The following is a 17,170-nucleotide window of genomic DNA, read 5'->3' as shown; positions in this document are numbered from 1 at the left end:
AGACGAAATCTCCGCGCCCCGAATCTTGGGCGGGCCACTACAGATAGGTTGTTCACGTGCGACTCGGCGTGCTCGACGTGGGCAGCAATACGGTTCATCTGTTGGTGGTCGATGCCCATCGGGGCGGTCATCCCACCCCGATGAGTTCGACCAAGGCGGCGCTGCGTCTGGCCGAGGCGATCGATGACTCCGGCAAGCTGACCCGCCGCGGTGCCGACAAGCTCGTCGACACCGTCGACGAGTTCGCCAAGATCGCGGCCAGTTCGGGCTGCGCAGACCTGATGGCCTTCGCCACCTCGGCGGTGCGTGACGCCAAGAACTCCGAGGACGTGCTGGCCAGGGTGCTGGCCGAGACCGGGGTCAACCTGCAGGTGCTCTCCGGCGCCAACGAGTCGCGGCTGACCTTCCTGGCGGTGCGCCGGTGGTACGGCTGGAGCGCGGGCCGGATCATCAACCTCGATATCGGCGGCGGCTCGCTGGAGCTGTCCAACGGTGTCGACGAGGCGCCCGAGGTCGCGATGTCGCTGCCGTTGGGTGCCGGCCGGCTCACCCGCGAGTGGATTCCGGACGATCCGCCTGGCCGGCGCCGGGTGGCGATGCTGCGCGACTGGCTGGACAACGAGCTCGCCGAGTCCGCCGCGGCGGTCCTGTCGGCAGGGGAGCCCGACCTGGCGGTGGCGACCTCCAAGACGTTCCGCTCGCTGGCCCGGCTTACCGGCGCTGCGCCGTCGGGAGCCGGTCCGCGGGTCAAGCGCACGCTGACCGCCAACGGCCTGAGGCAACTCATATCTTTCATCTCTAGGATGACCACGGCTGACCGGGCCGAGCTGGAAGGAGTCAGCGCCGAGCGGGCGCCGCAGATCGTGGCGGGTGCTCTGGTGGCGGAGGCGAGTATGCGAGCACTGTCGTTGGAGTACGTCGACATCTGTCCGTGGGCGCTGCGTGAAGGCATCATCCTGCGCCGACTCGACAGTGAAGCCGATGGAACCGCCCTGGTGGAAACATCGGTGGGGGATGCTAAAAGCAAGGATTTTGATCGGCCGACTCCCGCCCGATCGAGAGGCACACGATGACTGCAGATGAAACGCCGAGCCGGCCCATCTCGGTGGCCGAGCTGCTGGCCAAGAACGGCACGATCGGTTCGCCGCCGGTCGGCGGCCGGCGCAGGCGGCGCCGTGGCAACAGTGACGCGGTGACCGTCGCCGAGCTCACCGGCGAGATCCCCATCATCCGCACTGGCGAGTTCCCCGCCATCCGAGTTGACGACGACGTCGAGGACACCGCCCAGGAACCGGTAGTCGAGACGACTGAGGAGTCCGTCGCCCCCGAGCCGGTCAGTGAGCCGGCCGCCACCAACGGTTCGGCGACTGCGACAGCGGCCGCTGTCGCTCCGGTGTCCCCGCCGCGTCCCTTCGAGGTGCCCCCGCAGCGTTCCGAGGCGCCCACCCCCCGCCGTGAGCGTGGGCCCGAACGCAGTCATGACCCCCGTCCACTGCGCCGGCCGGCTGAGCAGTCGGCGGACTCCGATGCCGAGCAGATGGCCTTCGACCCGGTCGACGAAGCGGCCGCCCTGGACCTGAGCGCCGAGGAACACGACGACAGCGCCGCCGAACTGCAGTCCTATCTGCGGTCGTCGGGCGGAACGCTGTTCGGCGGCCAGACCGTGGCCGACGATCTGGCCCGCCGCGGCGTCGAGCAGGAGGACGAGCACGACGGTGCGGCGGTCGCGGTGGCCACCGATGCGGCGGCCGACGAGGATGCCCAGCCCCGGGAGGGCAAGCTCGCCGCGTTGTGGCGGGCGCTGATCGTGGTGGGCCAGTCGTTCCTGGCGGTGGCGTTCGGCGCCGGGCTGTTCATCGCATTCGACCAGCTGTGGCGGTGGAACAACATCGTCGCGCTGGTGCTGTCGGTGTTGGTCATCCTCGGCCTGGTGGTGGCCGTGCGGGTGGTCCGCAAGACCGAGGACATCGCCAGCACACTGATCGCGGTCGCGGTCGGTGCGCTGGTCACGCTCGGGCCGCTGGCCCTGTTGCAGTCGACCTGATTCGGCAGTGCGCCCAGCCATCAAGGTCGGTCTTTCGACGGCCTCGGTCTATCCGCTGAGGACCGAGGCCGCGTTCGAGTACGCCGCCGAGCTGGGCTATGACGGTGTCGAACTGATGGTGTGGGCCGAGACGGTCAGCCAGGACGTCGGGGCGATCGCGAAGCTGTCCCGCCGCTACAACATGCCGGTGCTGTCGGTGCACGCGCCGTGTCTGCTGATCTCCCAACGGGTTTGGGGTGCCAACCCGATCCCGAAACTCACCCGCAGTGTGCAGGCCGCCGAGCGCCTCGGCGCGCAGACCGTGGTGGTGCACCCGCCGTTTCGCTGGCAGCGGCGCTACGCCGACGGGTTCAGCGATCAGGTCGCCGAACTCGAGACCCGCAGCGACGTCATGGTCGCCGTGGAGAACATGTTCCCGTTCCGCGCCGACCGGTTCTTCGGTTCGGGTCAGCCGTCGATCGAGCGGATGCGCAAGCGTGGCGGCCGTCCGGGGGTGGGGGTCTCGGCGTTCGCGCCCTCTTACGACCCCCTGGACGGCAACCACGCGCACTACACGCTGGACCTGTCACACACGGCGACCGCGGGCACCGATGCGCTCGACATGGCCCGCAGGATGGGCGACGGCCTGGTCCATCTGCATCTGTGTGACGGCAGCGGTGCCTCCACCGACGAGCACCTGGTGCCCGGGCACGGCAGCCAGCCGACCGTCGAGGTGTGCCAGATGCTGGCGGGCAGTGACTTCGCCGGACACGTCGTGCTCGAGGTGACCACCTCCGGCGCGCGTACCAAGGCCGAGCGGGAGGCGTTGCTGAGCGAGTCGCTACAGTTCGCCCGTACCCACCTGTTGCGCTGAGAGAGAGCATTCATGATCCCCCGGTTCGGTGACGTGATGGCGTTGCGTCCGCTCGATGATGGCCGCCCAGGCTTCGCGGGAAACCTCAACGAGCACTGGACAATTGGGCCCAAGATTCATGGCGGTGTGATGTTGGCGCTGTGCGCCAAGGCAGCCCGCGAGGCCTACGGGGACAGCGGCGGGACCGGTGCCCCGTTCGAATCCGTCGCGGTGTCGGCAGATTTCCTGTCCGCACCCGATCCCGGGGCGGTCGAGCTGATCACCACGGTGCGCAAGCGCGGTCGGCGGATCGGTCTGGTCGATGTCGAACTGAGCCAGCGGGGGAGAACTTGCGTGCGTACCGTCGTCACCCTCGGCGAGCCTGAACACTTGGCCGAGCCGCTGCTGTCGGCCAACCCGGTGACCCCGCTGATGAGTCCCGAGCCGCCGGCCGGCGTCGAGCCGATCGGGCCGGGTCACCCCGCAGCCGAGATCAATCACCTGGCCCGCGGCTGCGACATCCGTCCCGACCAGACCCCGACGTTCAGCGACGCCGGTGCCCCGGTGTTCAAGATCTGGGTGCGGCCCAAGGACGGGCCCGTCGACGTGCTGTTCGCTCTCATGTGCGGTGACATCTCGCTGCCCGTCTCCTATGCGGTCGAGCGCCGCGGCTGGGCGCCCACCGTGCAGCTGACCGCCTATCTGCGCGGGTTGCCGGCTGACGGGTGGCTGCGGGTGGTGTGCACCGCCACACAGATCGGCCAGGACTGGTTCGACGAGGACCACACGGTGGTCGACAGCACCGGGCGCATCATCGTGCAGACGCGCCAGCTGGCCCTGGTGCCGGCCCAGTAGAGACTCACATAGGGTCTGCCCATGGCCAGAATCGCGATCATCGGCGGCGGCAGCATGGGCGAGGCTCTCCTTGCGGGGCTGCTCAGGGCGGGGCGCCAAGTCAAGGACCTCGTCGTGGCGGAGCGGATGCCCGAGCGCTCCGGGTACCTGGCGCAGAAGTACTCGGTGCGGATCGCCACGGTGACCGAAGCGGTCGAGACGGCGGCCTTCGTCATCGTCGCCGTCAAGCCGGCCGACGCCGAATCCGTTGTCGACAAGATCGCCGATGCCGCAGCCCGGGCCGAGAGCAACAGCGTCGAGCAGGTCCTGGTCTCGGTGGTGGCCGGGGTGACGGTCGGCTTCTACGAGTCCCGGCTGCCCGCAGGCAGCCCGGTGATCCGGGTGATGCCCAACGCGCCCGCGCTGGTCGGTGCCGGCGTCAGCGCGCTGGCCAAGGGCCGCTTCGCCACTGCCGAACACCTCGCCGAGGTCTCCTCGTTGTTCGAGTGCGTCGGCGGCGTTCTGACGGTGCCGGAGAGCCAGCTGGACGCGGTCACCGCGGTGTCGGGATCGGGGCCCGCGTACTTCTTCCTGTTCGTCGAGGCGTTGGTCGACGCAGCGGTCGCCAACGGCCTCGGCCGGGCCGTTGCGACCGATCTGGCGGTGCAGACGATGGCCGGTTCGGCCGCAATGCTGCTCGAACGCATCGAGGACGAGCGCTCGGCCGGTGGTGACGCAGGCCTGGACACCACGCCCGCCAGGCTGCGCGCCATGGTGACGTCCCCGGGTGGCACCACCGCTGCTGGCCTGCGGGAACTCGAGCGGGGTGGGGTCCGGCCGGCGGTGCTGGCGGCCATCGACGCCGCAAAAACACGCTCTGAGCAGCTAGGAATTACATCAGAGTAGTTCAAGAAATTTCAGACTGATTGACCCACACCCGTCGCAGTAACCCCATTGGCCACGCTATTCTCCTCGTGTATGCACGGGTGGGTGCCAGCGGTGGGGAAGCCGCTGGGACTGACTGTGCCTGACGGATTGGGTTGCGATGACGTCTATGAACGGGCCATCGGCGCGGGACGCGGCTGGCGGAAAATCGGCGCGGGACGCTGGTGGCGCTGATGCCCAGCCAGTCGCTCGAGCTCAATTTCTCACCGTCGCCGAAGTGGCTTCGCTCATGCGGGTCAGCAAGATGACGGTCTACCGGCTCGTGCACAACGGAGAGCTGCCCGCCGTCCGGGTCGGCCGCTCGTTCCGGGTGCACGCCAAGGCTGTCCACGATCTGCTGGAGACGTCGTACTTCGACGCCGGCTGACGCCGGGCCAAACGAGGCCGTTTTCCGTTCCCCCCACCTGCTTAGGTAAGGTGACCGGGACGAGAGACAAGCCCGCGCTGACGCGGGCACTGCGAGGACTTAGGTAACGGATTTCATGGGTTCAGTCATCAAGAAGCGGCGTAAGCGCATGTCGAAGAAGAAGCACCGCAAGCTGCTGCGTCGTACCCGGGTTCAGCGCAGAAAACTGGGCAAGTAGTCGCCTGCCGGGCACACCGCCCGGCTCGCCGCGCCCTGCCGGGCCGGGATCGGCCCGATAGGGTGGGCAGATGGAATCCGGCGGCACCGACACGGAGTTACCGCACTACCCCAAGGTGGTGCTGGTCACGGGTGCCTGCCGTTTCCTCGGTGGCTATCTGACGGCGCGTTTGGTGCAGAACCCGATGATCAACAAGGTCATCGCTGTCGACGCCATCGCCCCCAGCAAGGACCTGCTCCGCCGGATGGGCCGCGCTGAATTCGTCCGCGCCGACATCAGGAACCCCTTCATCGCCAAGGTGATTCGAAATGGGGACGTCGACACCGTGGTGCATGCTGCCGCGGCCTCGTACGCACCCCGCTCCGGCGGCCGCGCCACGTTGAAGGAAATCAACGTGATGGGCGCGATGCAGCTGTTCGCCGCCTGCCAGAAGGCGCCGTCGGTGCGACGGGTGATCCTCAAGTCCACCTCGGAGGTCTACGGCTCGCATCCGCATGACCCGGTGGTCTACACCGAGGACAGCAGCAGCCGCCGGCCGCCGGGCGAGGGTTTTGCCCGCGACAGCATCGACATCGAGGGCTACGCCCGCGGTCTGGGCCGGCGGCGGCCCGACATCGCCGTGACGATCCTGCGGCTGGCCAACATGATCGGCCCCGCGATGGACACCGCCCTGTCGCGCTATCTGGCCGGCCCGCTGGTGCCGACCGTGCTCGGCCACGACGCCCGGCTGCAGCTGCTGCACGAACAGGACGCGCTCGGTGCCCTGGAGCGGGCTACGACGGCGGGCAAGCCGGGCACGTTCAACGTCGGGGCCGACGGGATCATCATGATGTCGCAGGCGATTCGGCGCTCCGGGCGCATTGCGCTTCCGGTACCCAGCGTGGGGGTGTGGGCGATGGATTCGTTGCGACGGGCCACCCGGACCTCCGACCTCAATCGCGATCAGATGGAATGGCTGAGTTACGGCCGGGTCATGGACACCACTCGAATGCGCGCCGAGTTGGGTTTTGCGCCGAAGTGGACGACGATGGAAGCGTTCGACGACTACGTGCGCGGCCGGGGTTTGACTCCGATCATCGACCCGAAATGGGTACGCTCAGTGGAGAGCCGCGCGGTCGCCGTCGCGCAGCGGTGGGGTGGCTGACAGTGTGATGTTGGGGAGGAGGTAACTGCAGTGGCTGGTGAATCAAAAGCGAAAGTGATTCCGCTGCACTCGAATTCGACGAGAGCGGCGGCCGCGCGCCGTGCCTCTCAGCGGGCTGACGCGGCGCGCAGGCATCCCTCGCTACTGTCGGATCCGGGTAGCAGGGCTTCGGCAGAAGACATCGCCGCCGTCGTCCGCGAGATCGACGCGCGTCGCGGCGCGGCCGGGATCGGCCGCGCCGAGGGCGAGCCCAACGAACTCGCCCAACGCATTTCCGCTGTCGCAGATTTTCTCCGCAAGCGCCTTTCCGGGGACTACGTTGTCGACGAGTTCGGCTTCGACCCGCAATTCAACAACGCACTCGTGCTGCCTTTGCTGCGGTTCTTTTTCGAGAATTGGTTCCGGGTCGAAGTCAGCGGGATCGAGAATTTGCCCGACGACGGTGCGGGCTTGCTGGTGGCCAACCACGCCGGCACATTGCCGTTCGACGGCCTGATGCTGTCGGTCGCCGTGCATGATCACCATCCCGCGCATCGCGACCTGCGTCTGCTCGCCGCCGACATGGTCTTCGACATGCCGATGCTCGGACCGATCGCCCGCAAGGCGGGCCACACCATGGCCTGCACCATCGACGCGAACCGGTTGCTGGCCGGCGGCGAGTTGACCGCGGTGTTCCCCGAGGGCTACAAGGGGCTGGGCAAGCAGTTCCGGGACCGCTACAAGTTGCAGCGTTTCGGCCGTGGGGGTTTCGTCTCGGCCGCACTGCGCACCGGTGCGCCGATCATCCCGTGCTCGATCGTCGGCTCCGAAGAGATCTATCCGATGCTGACCGACGTCAAGTTGCTCGCCCGGGTCCTCGGGCTGCCGTACTTCCCGATCACCCCGCTGTTCCCGTTGGCCGGGCCGGCCGGGCTGATCCCGCTTCCGTCCAAGTGGCACATCGCATTTGGCACACCGATCGAGACCGCAGACTACGACGAATCCGCGGCCGACGATCCGATGGTCACCTTCGAACTCACCGATCAGGTGCGCGAAACGATCCAGCAGACGCTGTATCAGTTGCTGGCTCAGCGCCGCAACACGTTCCTGGGCTGAGTCAGCCGCGCATCGCCGCCGCGGCGATGGCCGCGATCTGGGCGTTGTCTTCCTCGCCGTTGGCTTCGCCGATCATCGTCACAACCGTCGTCATCACCGGCCGGCCTTCTTCGTCGGTGACTTCGCTGCGCAATTCGCTGATGACGGTCCCGTGCGATTCGGTCACCGAATCCAGCCAGGAGTCGAAGAACAATTTGTCGCCGGCGACGATCGGGCGGTGGTATTTGATCTTCTGATCGCGGTGAATAACCCGGGCCAGGTTGATGCCCACGTCGAAATTGCGGAAGATTTCCAGCTGTACCTGACGGCCCGCGATCGCGATGAAGGTCAACGGCGCCACCAGGTCGTGGTAGCCGGCCGCCTTGGCGGCCTCCTCGCTGAAGTGCACCGGGTCGTCGGTCTGGATGGCCTTGGCGAACTCGCGAATCTTCTCTCGCCCCACCAGGTAGTAGTCCGGGTAGCGGAAGTGAGTGCCGATGATCTCGCTGGCTATGGACATGGAGTTTGAGCCTAGCAGCGGCTGACGGCTGCGCTGAGCCCTCTGGCGTCAGTGCTCCTGCCGGCGGGACACCGCGGCGGCCAGCGCCCCGCCGATCGCGCCCAGGGCCAACGCCGAGGGCACCCCGATGCGGGCAGCCTTGCGCGCGGTGCGGAAATCGCGGATCTCCCAGCCCCGTTCGCGGGCCAGCTCACGCAGGTCGGCGTCCGGGTTGATCGCCACGGCGGTGCCGACCAGCGACAGCATGGGCACGTCGTTGTAGCTGTCCGAGTAGGCGGTACAGCGTTTGAGGTTGAGGCCCTCGCGGATGGCCAGCTGACGCACGGCGTGGGCTTTGCCCAGCCCGTGCAGGATGTCGCCGACCAGCCGGCCGGTGAACACCCCGTCCTGGGACTCCGCGACAGTGCCCAGCGCGCCGGTGAACCCCAGCCGGCGGGCGATGGTGGCGGCCAGCTCGTAGGGCGTCGCGGTGACCAGCCACACCTGCTGGCCCGCATCCAGATGCATCTGGGCCAGCGCACGGGTGCCCGCCCAGATCTTGTCGGCGATGATCTCGTCATAGATCTCCTCGCCGACGTCGACGAGCTCGGCCACCGACCGGCCTTCGATGAACGCCAGTGCCTTGCGCCGGCCCTCGGCCACGTCGTCGCTGTTCTCCCGGCCGGTCAGCTGGAACTTCGCCTGCGCGTAGACGAACTTGAGCATGTCGGAGTAGGTGAAGTACTTGCGCGCCGCCAGGCCACGGCCGAAGTGCACCAGCGACGAGCCCTGCACCAGGGTGTTGTCGACGTCGAAGAACGCAGCGGCGGTCAGATCGGCAGGCGGCGGACCGGGTTCGGGCGCGGCTTCGGGCGCCGGCTCGCGATGCGCGGCCATGCTCGCGTCGCGGGCCACGGCGCTGGCCTGCTCGGCCACCAGCTCGTCGGCCGCACGCTGCGCGCTTGCCTGGCCGGCTTCCAGGCCCGCGAGCTCCTGGTCGTAGTCCCCGGAACCCATGGCACTAACCCTAACTGCGACACTCGTTGGGATGAGCCGCCGACATGTCGAACTGCTGACCCGCGCCGGGTGCAGCATCTGCGAGCGGGTGCACGCACAGCTGACGAAGCTGGCCGCCGAGCTCGGCTTTGAGCTGTCCAGCGTGGATGTGGACGCGGCCGCGGCCGCCGGGGACAGCGCGCTGCGCGCCGAGTTCGGCGACCGGCTGCCCGTCGTTCTGCTCGACGGCAGGGAGCACAGCTACTGGGACGTCGACGAGGCACGGTTGCGGGCCGATTTGGCCGAGGGATGAACAGCCGGACAATTTGGTCAGCCGCCTGCGCACCGATTACCGTGGAAGTAAGTTTCACTAACGGACATTGGCGTGACAGCAAGGGAGCGGGCCAGGTGATCGTGCCGTGAGCGTCCTGCTCTTCGGGGTGTCGCATCGAAGCGCTCCGGTCTCCGTGCTCGAACAGCTGTCGACCGACGAGTCCGACCAGGTCAAAATCATCGACCAGGTGCTGCAGTCCCCGCTGGTGACCGAGGCCATGGTGCTGTCGACCTGCAACCGGGTCGAGGTCTACGCGGTGGTCGACGCCTTCCACGGCGGCCTGTCGGCCATCGGCCAGGTGCTCGCCGAGCATTCCGGGATGTCGATGGGCGACCTCACCAAGTACGCCTACGTCCGCTACAGCGAGGCCGCCGTCGAGCACCTCTTCGCGGTGGCGAGCGGACTGGACAGCGCGGTGATCGGTGAGCAGCAGGTGCTCGGCCAGGTCCGCCGCGCCTACGCGAGCGCCGAAGCCAACCGCACGGTCGGCCGCGTCCTGCACGACCTGGCTCAGCGGGCGCTCTCGGTGGGCAAGCGTGTGCATTCGGAGACCGCGATCGACGCCGCGGGCGCCAGCGTGGTCTCGGTGGCCCTCGATATCGCGGGCGCCCGGCTCGGCAACGGCCTGGCGGGCCGCAGCGCGGCCGTGGTCGGCGCGGGTTCGATGGGCGGGCTGTCGGTGGCGCACCTGGTGCGCGCCGGGGTCACCCACATCCACGTCGTCAACCGCTCGCTGCCCCGCGCGCAGCGGCTGGCCGAATCCATCCGCGAGCAGGGTGTCGGCGCCGTGGCTCTGACGCTGGAGGATCTGCCGACCGCGCTGGCCGCCGCCGACGTGGTGGTCAGCTGCACCGGCGCGGTGCGGCCGGTCGTCTCGCTGGCCGATGTGCACCACGCGCTGGCCGCGACGCAGCGTGACGAGGCCGCGGCCCCGCTGGTGCTGTGTGACCTGGGCATGCCCCGCGATGTCGACCCCGCCGTTGCCGGGCTGCCCGGCGTTTCCGTCATCGACATGGATCGGGTGCAGCGCGAACCGTCGGCCCGCGCCGCGGCCACCGACGCCGAAGCGGCCCGCCAGATCGTCGCTGCCGAGGTTGCTGCCTATCTGGCCGGCCAGCGGATGGCCGAGGTCACCCCGACGGTCACCGCCCTGCGCCAGCGCGCCGCCGACGTTGTGGAGTCCGAGCTGCTGCGGCTCGATCACCGGCTTCCCGGCTTGGACGACGCCCAGCGCGACGAGGTCGCCCGCACCGTGCGTCGGGTGGTCGACAAGCTGCTGCACGCCCCGACGGTACGGGTCAAGCAACTGGCCAGCGCGCCCGGCGGCGACACCTACGCCGAAGCGCTGCGGGAGCTTTTCGAACTGGATCCGCAAGCCGTCGACGCCGTGGCCGCCGGTGAACTGCCTTTGATCACACCGGAATTCGATTCCGGTCTGCCCGAACACACCGAGTAGGACGCTTGGCCGGCAAGGACGACACGGTCATCAGGATCGGCACCCGGGGCAGCCTGCTGGCGACCACCCAGGCCGGAACCATCAGAGACGAGCTCATCGGGCGCGGACGCCGCGCCGAGCTGGTGATCATCAGCACCGACGGTGACCGCTCGCAGCAACCGGTCGCCGAGATCGGGGTGGGGGTGTTCACCGCCGCACTGCGGGAGGCGATCGCCGACGGCCGCGTCGATATGGCCGTGCACTCCTACAAGGATTTGCCGACAGCCCCGGATGACCGCTTCGTCATCGCCGCGATTCCGCGCCGGGAGGACCCGCGCGACGCCCTGGTCGCCCGTGACGGCATGGTTTTGGGGGAGTTGCCAGTCGGGTCGGTGATCGGCACTTCGTCCGTGCGCAGGGCCGCGCAGCTTAAAGCACTGGGTCTCGGTTTGGAAATCCGCCCCCTAAGAGGCAACCTAGATACCAGGTTGAACAGGGTAAGCAGCGGTGATCTCGACGCCATCGTGGTAGCCCGGGCGGGGCTGGCCCGCATCGGACGACTAGGCGATGTCACCGAGACGCTGGAGCCGGTGCAGATGTTGCCAGCGCCGGCTCAAGGTGCGCTTGCGGTCGAGTGCCGCGCGAGCGACACCGGGCTTGCGGCGCTGTTGGCGGAGTTGGATGACCCCGACACCCGCGCCGCAGTCACCGCCGAGCGTGCCCTGCTCGCCAAACTGGAGGCCGGGTGTTCGGCACCCGTGGGAGCGATCGCCGAGGTGGTCGAGTCCATTGATGACGACGGCCGGATCTTCGACGAGCTGTCGCTGCGCGCCTGCGTGGCGGCGGCAGACGGATCCGACGTGATCCGTGCGTCCGGAATCGGAACGCCGGGCCGGTCCGCAGAGCTGGGGCTCTCGGTCGCCGCGGAGTTGTTCGAGCTCGGTGCGCGCGAAGTCATGTCGAACGAACTCCGCGATGGAGCGGTGGAGCGGGAGTGAAGCGATGACTGGCCACGGTAGCGGGCGACGCAAGGCGAAGCCGGGACACATCACGTTCGTCGGTTCGGGTCCTGGTGACCCCAACCTGCTGACGACGCGTGCCCGAACTGTGCTCGCCAATGCGGCGCTGGTCTTCACCGATCCCGACGTGCCCCAGGCCGTGCTCAACGTGGTCGGCATCGACCTGCCGCCCGCCTCCGGTCCGGCCCTGGCGCCGGAAAAGGGCGCGTCGCGCGAGCAGGTTCCCGGCCAGGATTCCGACGGCCCCGTCGCCGACGAGATCGCCCCGCCGGTGGTGTCTGTCGGCCCCGACATCCGGCCCGCGCTCGGCGACCCCGCCGAGGTGGCCAAGATCCTGGTCGCCGAGGCCAAGGCCGGCTTCGACGTCGTGCGTCTGGTCGCCGGTGACCCGCTGTCGGTGGATGCGGTCATCACCGAGGTCAATGCGGTCGCCAGGGCCCACGCCGAGTTCGAGATCGTGCCCGGGCTGCCAGCCACCAGCGCGGTGCCCACCTACGCAGGCCTGCCGCTGGGATCGGCGCACACTGTCGCCGACGTCCGTGGCGAGGTGGACTGGGCGGCGCTGGCCGCCGCGCCCGGCCCGCTGATCCTGACCGCGACCGCGTCGCATCTTCCCGAGGCCGCCCGCACCCTGATCGAGTACGGCCTGGCCGACGCCACCCCGTGCGTGGTCACCTGCAACGGCACCACGTGCGGGCAGCGTTCGGTGGAGACCACCCTGGCCGGCTTGCTGGATCGCGCCACGCTGGCCGGCGGTAACGACCCGGCCGGTCCGCTGACCGGCACGCTGGTGGTCACCATCGGCAAGACCGTGGCCCACCGCGCCAAGCTGAACTGGTGGGAGAGCCGCGCCCTGTACGGCTGGACCGTGCTGGTGCCGCGCACCAAGGATCAGGCCGGTGAGATGAGCGACCGGCTGGTCGGCCACGGTGCGCTGCCGATCGAGGTGCCCACCATCGCCGTGGAGCCGCCGCGCAGCCCGGCCCAGATGGAAAGGGCCGTCAAGGGTTTGGTGGACGGTCGCTACCAGTGGGTGGTGTTCACCTCGACCAACGCCGTTCGCGCGGTGTGGGAGAAGTTCGGCGAGTTCGGTCTGGACGCGCGGGCGTTCTCGGGTGTGAAGATCGCCTGTGTCGGCGAGTCCACCGCGGACCGTGTGCGGGCCTTCGGTGTGAGCCCCGAGCTGATTCCGTCCGGCGAGCAGTCCTCACTGGGCCTGCTCGACGAATTCCCCGAGTACGACAGCATTTTCGATCCGGTCAACCGGGTGCTGCTGCCGCGCGCCGACATCGCCACCGAGACGCTGGCCGAGGGGCTTCGTGAACGTGGCTGGGAGATCGAGGATGTCACCGCCTACCGCACCGTGCGTGCCGCACCGCCGCCGGCCGACACCCGCGAGATGATCAAGACCGGCGGGTTCGACGCCGTCTGCTTCACCTCCAGCTCGACGGTGCGCAACCTCGTCGGCATCGCCGGTAAGCCGCACGCCCGGACCATCGTGGCGTGTATCGGGCCCAAGACCGCCGAGACCGCTGCCGAATTCGGTCTGAGGGTCGACGTTCAGCCGGAGACGGCCGCGGTGGGACCGCTGGTCGACGCGCTCGCCGAGCACGCCGCCCGGCTTCGCGCCGAGGGTGCCCTGCCGCCGCCGCGCAAGAAGAGTCGCCGCCGCTAATCGAAAGCCGGTACATGACTTTCCCCAGGCACCGCCCACGCCGGTTGCGTTCGACCCCGGCCCTGCGCCGTTTGGTAGCCCAAACATCGCTGGAGCCGCGGCATCTGGTGCTTCCGATGTTCGTCGCCGATGGCATCGACGAGCCTCGCCCGATAGCGTCCATGCCTGGCGTGGTGCAGCACACCCGTGATTCGCTGCGCCGTGCGGCGGCCGAGGCTGTCGAAGCCGGCGTCGGCGGACTCATGCTGTTCGGGGTGCCCCGCGACGAGGACAAGGACGCTCTGGGATCGTGCGGTGTGAGTCCCGACGGGATCCTCAACGTCGCACTCCGCGATCTGGCCAAGGACCTCGGTCACGACACCGTGCTGATGGCCGACACCTGTCTGGACGAGTTCACCGACCACGGCCACTGCGGTGTGCTCGATGCCCGCGGCCGTGTCGATAACGACACCACCAACGCGCAGTACGTGAAACTGGCTGTCGCCCAAGCTGAATCGGGTGCCCATGTGGTGGGCCCCAGCGGCATGATGGACGGTCAGGTCGCCGCGATCCGCGACGGTCTCGACGCCGCCGGCTTCACCGATGTGGTGATCCTGGCCTACGCCGCCAAGTTCTCGTCGGCGTTTTACGGCCCGTTCCGCGAAGCTGTCGCCTCCAGCCTGCAGGGCGATCGGCGCACCTACCAGCAGGACAGCGGTAACGCGCGAGAAGCGTTGCGCGAGATCGAACTCGACCTCGACGAGGGTGCCGACATCGTGATGGTCAAACCTGCGATGGCCTACCTCGACATCGTGCGCGCCGCCGCCGAGGTGTCGCCGGTGCCGGTGGCCGCCTACCAGGTCTCGGGTGAGTACGCGATGATCAGCGCCGCCGCGGCCAACGGCTGGATCGACGGCCGCGCCGCCGCGCTGGAGTCGCTGATCGGCATCCGGCGAGCCGGGGCCGACATCGTGCTCACCTACTGGGCCGCCGACGCCGCAGGGTGGCTCGCGTGACGCCGCAGCCGCCCTCGGGCGCACCGGCGCGGCCGACCGACGTCGACACCGGGTTCTGGCTCTGGCTGGTCGCCCTGGTGTTGCTCCTGATCGGCTACGTCGTCGATGCCGTGACGGTCAACCACATCACCAGCGTGGTCATCGCGCTCACCCTGGTGTTCGCGCTGACGCTGGGCGCGGTGGTGCTCACGTTCCTGCTGCTGATGCGGTCGGGCTACCGGTGGACCCGCACAGCGCTCACCGGCGGCGGCGTCGCCACCGTCATCTACACCACGGTGAGCCTGTTCTCGGTACCCCGCGAACCGGTGCCGGCGGTGACCTTCGCGGTCACCGGAATCGTCGGCTCGGTCTTCATCGTCGGCGGCATCTATCTGCTGCACCGCCAGGATGCGCACGGCTTCTTCACCAGATGACTCCGATAGGCTGCCGGACGATGACCGCAACCGAATCCAGGCCCCGCGCCCTCACCATCGCCTTCTGGCTGCTGATCGCAGGCTCCGTGCTGCTGATGGCCGGCGGGCTGCTGGCGCTGACGTTCGGTTTCGAGGCACTTCGCCAGGTGGTCTCACCCACGATCTCCGATGCGTCAGTGCATCAGCTGCTGGCCTTCCGGCGGGCGGCGGGTGCGGTCTGCATCGTCGCCGGCCTCGGCCTGGCCTTCCTTGCCGGCAGGACCCGCGGCGGTGACGTGCGCTACCGCCGTGCGACTCTCGGCCTGGGGCTGACACTGATCGTTCTGGTGGGGGTTCTGCAGGTTTTCGTCAACATCGGCTTGGTGACCCTGCTGAGCCTGCCGCCGATCATCGTCGGGACCCTGCTGCTGAGCCGACCGGTGGTGGGCGCCTGGTTCGATCCCGGCGACACCCCGAGGTCAGATGTCTGAGCAACCACACCCGGAGTCCGGGCCGTTGTTCCACGAGAGCGGCGCGAGCTGGTACTGGCTGCTGGCCGGGCCGGCGGCCGGGCTCTCGATGCTGCTGATCCAGCTCAAGGGCGGTGCCGGCTTTCAGCCGTTCGTACCGATGTTGTTCCTCGTGCTCGTCACCGGCTTTCTCTACCTGCAGGTGAAGGCCGCCCGCATCCACACCAGCGTCGAGCTCACCACGGAGAGCCTGCGCGAAGGTACCGAGGTCACTCCGCTTCGGACGATCGTCGCGGTGTACCCGGAAGCCACCCACAGCGCGAAATCCCGTGAGCCACTGGAGAAATGGCAGACCTCCAGGGCGCTGGGCGAGCTGAGCGGCGTGCCGCGCGGGCGTACCGGGATCGGCGTGCGGCTCAGCGGTGATCGCACCGCGCAGGCGTGGGCCCGCAATCATCGGGAGCTGCGGGCTCAGCTGACGAAGCTCGTCGAGGGCAGGACGGCGAGCTCATCGTGAGGCATGTGGTGCAGCTGGTGCTTGCCGTGCTGGCCGCGGCCGGGGCGGTCGTGAGCTGGATGCAGGTGCGCAGCATCGTCGATGTCGCGCCGGTGACCGACGGGCAGCCCGCCACCACCTCGGTGCTGTACGACCCGCCGCTGATGGTGTTGACGATGGTGCTGGCCACCGCGGCCGGTGTGCTGCTGGTGCTCGGTGTCGCCGGCCTGGTCCGCGCCCGGCGTCGTCGCGCCTAGAAGACGCGCGTCTGTCCTTCCAGCACCGGAACGGTGTCGGGAAGTTTGTAGACCTCGATGCCGTTGCGGAACATCACTGCCTCGCGGGCGTGTTCGGGAAGGTGCTTGACCAGCCAGCGCGGGTCGTCGAACGTCCAGTGCGGGTAGTCCGAGGAGAACAGCAGGATCTTCTCGCATTCCATCCACTCGAAGGCCCGCAGCAGTTCGGTCTTGTCTTCGGGGTAGTCCAGCGGCTGGGTGGTGAACTTGATGTGGTCCTTGACGTACTCGCTGGGTTTGCGCTTGATGTCCATGACGGACTTGCGGGCCTCGTAGATGGCGTCCATCCGCCACATCAGCGGCAGGATCCAGTTGAAGGCGTGCTCTACCAACACAATCCGTAGACCCGGGTAGCGGTCGAAGACGCCATCGAAGACCAGGCTCATCACCTGGTTGGCGGCCAGCAACGAATAGCTCACCATGAAGTCGTGGTTGTAGCTCGGCAGGCCCACTGGCGGGATCGGCAGTGTCTCGAACGAGCCGCGGGCCAGATGGCAGCTGACCGTGATGTCGTGTTTGGTGGCGGCCTGCCAGATCGGGTCGTATTTCGGGTCACCCCACGACGGGCGCGGTTCGGCCTTGATCAGAATCTGCGCCATCAAGGGGTGCCCGGCCCACTTCTCGATTTCGCGGGCCGCGCCCTCGGGATCCTCGATGGCCACCGAGATCGACCCGCGCCAGCGCTGGTGCCAGTTGTTCGCGCCACTGAGCCAGTGCTCGTCGATCCACAGGTTGGTGGCGATCGCTGAGGCCTGCGCCGCCTCGGGCAGTCGCGCTCCGAACGCCAGGGGTTCCAGGATCGCGATGTCGGCGCCGGCCTCCATGATCAGCTGGCGGAACATGAGGTCCGGGTCGGTGCCGGCGAATTCGCCGTCGTCGGGGAAGGTGTCCACCCGCATGGCGTAGGCGTGGGCGTAGTCGGGTGCGTCGTAGTAGATCTTCTCGCCGATCGGATGCGACAGGAAGTACTTCGAGCGCCACGGTTCAGGGATGTAGTCGACGATGACGCCGCGCCGCGGTACGGGGTGCACATCGGAATCGACGCAGCGGACCGCGATGCGTTCGGCGGCCGCGGTCGCGCGATCATGGGTCAGGGTCATCTCGAC

General features: G+C 68.4%; 21 protein-coding genes. 18 read left to right on the top strand and 3 right to left on the bottom strand.

Annotated elements, in window-relative coordinates:
• The first annotated feature begins 56 nt into the window (after window positions 1–56).
• The 9 genes from HBE64_RS21190 to HBE64_RS21150 all read left to right on the top strand — a co-directional run bounded on the left by HBE64_RS21190 (window position 57) and on the right by HBE64_RS21150 (window position 7,478).
• The gene (locus HBE64_RS21190; protein ID WP_167106694.1) at window positions 57–1,073 is read left to right on the top strand and encodes a Ppx/GppA phosphatase family protein; all 1,017 of its coding nucleotides are present in this window, start codon (window positions 57–59) and stop codon (window positions 1,071–1,073) included.
• Window positions 1,070–2,044: a hypothetical protein gene (locus HBE64_RS21185; protein WP_167106691.1), complete on the top strand. Its 975-nt coding sequence runs from the start codon at window positions 1,070–1,072 to the stop codon at window positions 2,042–2,044. The genes HBE64_RS21190 and HBE64_RS21185 overlap by 4 nt, the downstream gene beginning before the upstream one ends.
• Window positions 2,045–2,051: 7 nt before the next feature.
• Window positions 2,052–2,897 (top strand): sugar phosphate isomerase/epimerase, encoded by an 846-nt coding sequence (locus HBE64_RS21180; protein ID WP_167106688.1) that lies wholly within the window; start codon window positions 2,052–2,054, stop codon window positions 2,895–2,897.
• Window positions 2,898–2,909: 12 nt separating this feature from the next.
• Entirely contained in the window at window positions 2,910–3,731 is an 822-nt protein-coding gene (locus HBE64_RS21175; RefSeq protein WP_167106685.1) for a thioesterase family protein, read from the top strand.
• Window positions 3,732–3,752: 21 nt separating this feature from the next.
• Window positions 3,753–4,616: a pyrroline-5-carboxylate reductase gene (gene proC, locus HBE64_RS21170; RefSeq protein ID WP_167106683.1), complete on the top strand. Its 864-nt coding sequence runs from the start codon at window positions 3,753–3,755 to the stop codon at window positions 4,614–4,616.
• A gap of 139 nt (window positions 4,617–4,755) precedes the next feature.
• Complete coding sequence (locus HBE64_RS21165) at window positions 4,756–5,022, top strand: helix-turn-helix domain-containing protein (protein WP_167106680.1); 267 nt, start codon at window positions 4,756–4,758, stop codon at window positions 5,020–5,022.
• 115 nt (window positions 5,023–5,137) lie between these two features.
• Complete coding sequence (locus HBE64_RS21160) at window positions 5,138–5,239, top strand: 30S ribosomal protein bS22 (RefSeq protein ID WP_003402602.1); 102 nt, start codon at window positions 5,138–5,140, stop codon at window positions 5,237–5,239.
• A gap of 70 nt (window positions 5,240–5,309) precedes the next feature.
• Window positions 5,310–6,383, top strand: a complete 1,074-nt coding sequence (locus HBE64_RS21155; protein ID WP_167106677.1) for an SDR family oxidoreductase — start codon at window positions 5,310–5,312, stop codon at window positions 6,381–6,383.
• A 30-nt stretch (window positions 6,384–6,413) separates the two neighbouring features.
• A complete protein-coding gene (locus HBE64_RS21150; RefSeq protein WP_167106674.1) occupies window positions 6,414–7,478 on the top strand; it encodes a lysophospholipid acyltransferase family protein in 1,065 nt (354 codons plus the stop codon).
• A gap of 1 nt (window position 7,479) precedes the next feature.
• Here the strand turns inward: HBE64_RS21150 and HBE64_RS21145 are convergent, their stop codons facing one another.
• Entirely contained in the window at window positions 7,480–7,977 is a 498-nt protein-coding gene (locus HBE64_RS21145; RefSeq protein WP_167106672.1) for a MaoC family dehydratase N-terminal domain-containing protein, read from the bottom strand.
• Between the two features lie 48 nt (window positions 7,978–8,025).
• Entirely contained in the window at window positions 8,026–8,853 is an 828-nt protein-coding gene (locus HBE64_RS21140) for an HAD family phosphatase (protein ID WP_243841708.1), read from the bottom strand.
• A gap of 151 nt (window positions 8,854–9,004) precedes the next feature.
• Here HBE64_RS21140 and HBE64_RS21135 point away from each other — a divergent pair, with 151 nt between their 5' ends.
• The 9 genes from HBE64_RS21135 (at window position 9,005) to HBE64_RS21095 (ending at window position 16,025) form a co-directional block, all read left to right on the top strand.
• Window positions 9,005–9,265, top strand: a complete 261-nt coding sequence (locus HBE64_RS21135; RefSeq protein WP_167106670.1) for a glutaredoxin family protein — start codon at window positions 9,005–9,007, stop codon at window positions 9,263–9,265.
• A 106-nt stretch (window positions 9,266–9,371) separates the two neighbouring features.
• On the top strand, window positions 9,372–10,742 hold the full coding sequence (locus HBE64_RS21130; protein ID WP_167106668.1) for a glutamyl-tRNA reductase: 1,371 nt from the start codon (window positions 9,372–9,374) through the stop codon (window positions 10,740–10,742).
• Between the two features lie 5 nt (window positions 10,743–10,747).
• Window positions 10,748–11,719 (top strand): hydroxymethylbilane synthase, encoded by a 972-nt coding sequence (gene hemC / locus HBE64_RS21125; RefSeq protein WP_167106666.1) that lies wholly within the window; start codon window positions 10,748–10,750, stop codon window positions 11,717–11,719.
• 4 nt (window positions 11,720–11,723) lie between these two features.
• The gene (locus tag HBE64_RS21120) at window positions 11,724–13,415 is read left to right on the top strand and encodes a uroporphyrinogen-III synthase (protein WP_167106664.1); all 1,692 of its coding nucleotides are present in this window, start codon (window positions 11,724–11,726) and stop codon (window positions 13,413–13,415) included.
• A gap of 14 nt (window positions 13,416–13,429) precedes the next feature.
• Complete coding sequence (gene hemB, locus HBE64_RS21115; protein WP_167106662.1) at window positions 13,430–14,410, top strand: porphobilinogen synthase; 981 nt, start codon at window positions 13,430–13,432, stop codon at window positions 14,408–14,410.
• Window positions 14,407–14,823 carry a hypothetical protein gene (locus HBE64_RS21110; protein WP_167106660.1) on the top strand — a complete coding sequence of 139 codons (417 nt, stop codon included), beginning with the start codon at window positions 14,407–14,409 and terminating at the stop codon, window positions 14,821–14,823. Before hemB ends, HBE64_RS21110 begins: the two co-directional genes overlap by 4 nt.
• A gap of 20 nt (window positions 14,824–14,843) precedes the next feature.
• Complete coding sequence (locus HBE64_RS21105) at window positions 14,844–15,293, top strand: hypothetical protein (protein ID WP_167106658.1); 450 nt, start codon at window positions 14,844–14,846, stop codon at window positions 15,291–15,293.
• Window positions 15,286–15,789, top strand: a complete 504-nt coding sequence (locus tag HBE64_RS21100; RefSeq protein ID WP_167106655.1) for a DUF3093 domain-containing protein — start codon at window positions 15,286–15,288, stop codon at window positions 15,787–15,789. Before HBE64_RS21105 ends, HBE64_RS21100 begins: the two co-directional genes overlap by 8 nt.
• Window positions 15,786–16,025: a cytochrome c-type biogenesis protein CcmH gene (locus HBE64_RS21095; RefSeq protein WP_167106653.1), complete on the top strand. Its 240-nt coding sequence runs from the start codon at window positions 15,786–15,788 to the stop codon at window positions 16,023–16,025. Before HBE64_RS21100 ends, HBE64_RS21095 begins: the two co-directional genes overlap by 4 nt.
• Here HBE64_RS21095 and HBE64_RS21090 read toward each other — a convergent pair.
• On the bottom strand, window positions 16,022–17,164 hold the full coding sequence (locus HBE64_RS21090) for an amidohydrolase family protein (RefSeq protein WP_167106651.1): 1,143 nt from the start codon (window positions 17,162–17,164) through the stop codon (window positions 16,022–16,024). The two genes, HBE64_RS21095 and HBE64_RS21090, sit on opposite strands and share 4 nt — an antisense overlap.
• Window positions 17,165–17,170: the final 6 nt, after the last annotated feature.

Origin of the sequence: Mycobacterium sp. DL592 (assembly GCF_011694515.1) — a bacterium.
GTDB lineage: Bacteria > Actinomycetota > Actinomycetes > Mycobacteriales > Mycobacteriaceae > Mycobacterium.
This window is presented reverse-complemented; position numbering and strand designations above follow the sequence as displayed.

Coding starts and splice junctions, on each gene's coding strand:
- HBE64_RS21185 (WP_167106691.1), top strand. CDS start 1,070: ATGACTGCAGATGAAACGCCGAGCCGGCCCATCTCGGTGGCCGAGCTG.
- HBE64_RS21175 (WP_167106685.1), top strand. CDS start 2,910: ATGATCCCCCGGTTCGGTGACGTGATGGCGTTGCGTCCGCTCGATGAT.
- proC (WP_167106683.1), top strand. CDS start 3,753: ATGGCCAGAATCGCGATCATCGGCGGCGGCAGCATGGGCGAGGCTCTC.
- HBE64_RS21165 (WP_167106680.1), top strand. CDS start 4,756: ATGACGTCTATGAACGGGCCATCGGCGCGGGACGCGGCTGGCGGAAAA.
- HBE64_RS21160 (WP_003402602.1), top strand. CDS start 5,138: ATGGGTTCAGTCATCAAGAAGCGGCGTAAGCGCATGTCGAAGAAGAAG.
- HBE64_RS21155 (WP_167106677.1), top strand. CDS start 5,310: ATGGAATCCGGCGGCACCGACACGGAGTTACCGCACTACCCCAAGGTG.
- HBE64_RS21145 (WP_167106672.1), bottom strand. CDS start 7,977: ATGTCCATAGCCAGCGAGATCATCGGCACTCACTTCCGCTACCCGGAC.
- HBE64_RS21140 (WP_243841708.1), bottom strand. CDS start 8,853: ATGGCCGCGCATCGCGAGCCGGCGCCCGAAGCCGCGCCCGAACCCGGT.
- HBE64_RS21135 (WP_167106670.1), top strand. CDS start 9,005: ATGAGCCGCCGACATGTCGAACTGCTGACCCGCGCCGGGTGCAGCATC.
- HBE64_RS21120 (WP_167106664.1), top strand. CDS start 11,724: ATGACTGGCCACGGTAGCGGGCGACGCAAGGCGAAGCCGGGACACATC.
- hemB (WP_167106662.1), top strand. CDS start 13,430: ATGACTTTCCCCAGGCACCGCCCACGCCGGTTGCGTTCGACCCCGGCC.
- HBE64_RS21105 (WP_167106658.1), top strand. CDS start 14,844: ATGACCGCAACCGAATCCAGGCCCCGCGCCCTCACCATCGCCTTCTGG.
- HBE64_RS21100 (WP_167106655.1), top strand. CDS start 15,286: ATGTCTGAGCAACCACACCCGGAGTCCGGGCCGTTGTTCCACGAGAGC.
- HBE64_RS21090 (WP_167106651.1), bottom strand. CDS start 17,164: ATGACCCTGACCCATGATCGCGCGACCGCGGCCGCCGAACGCATCGCG.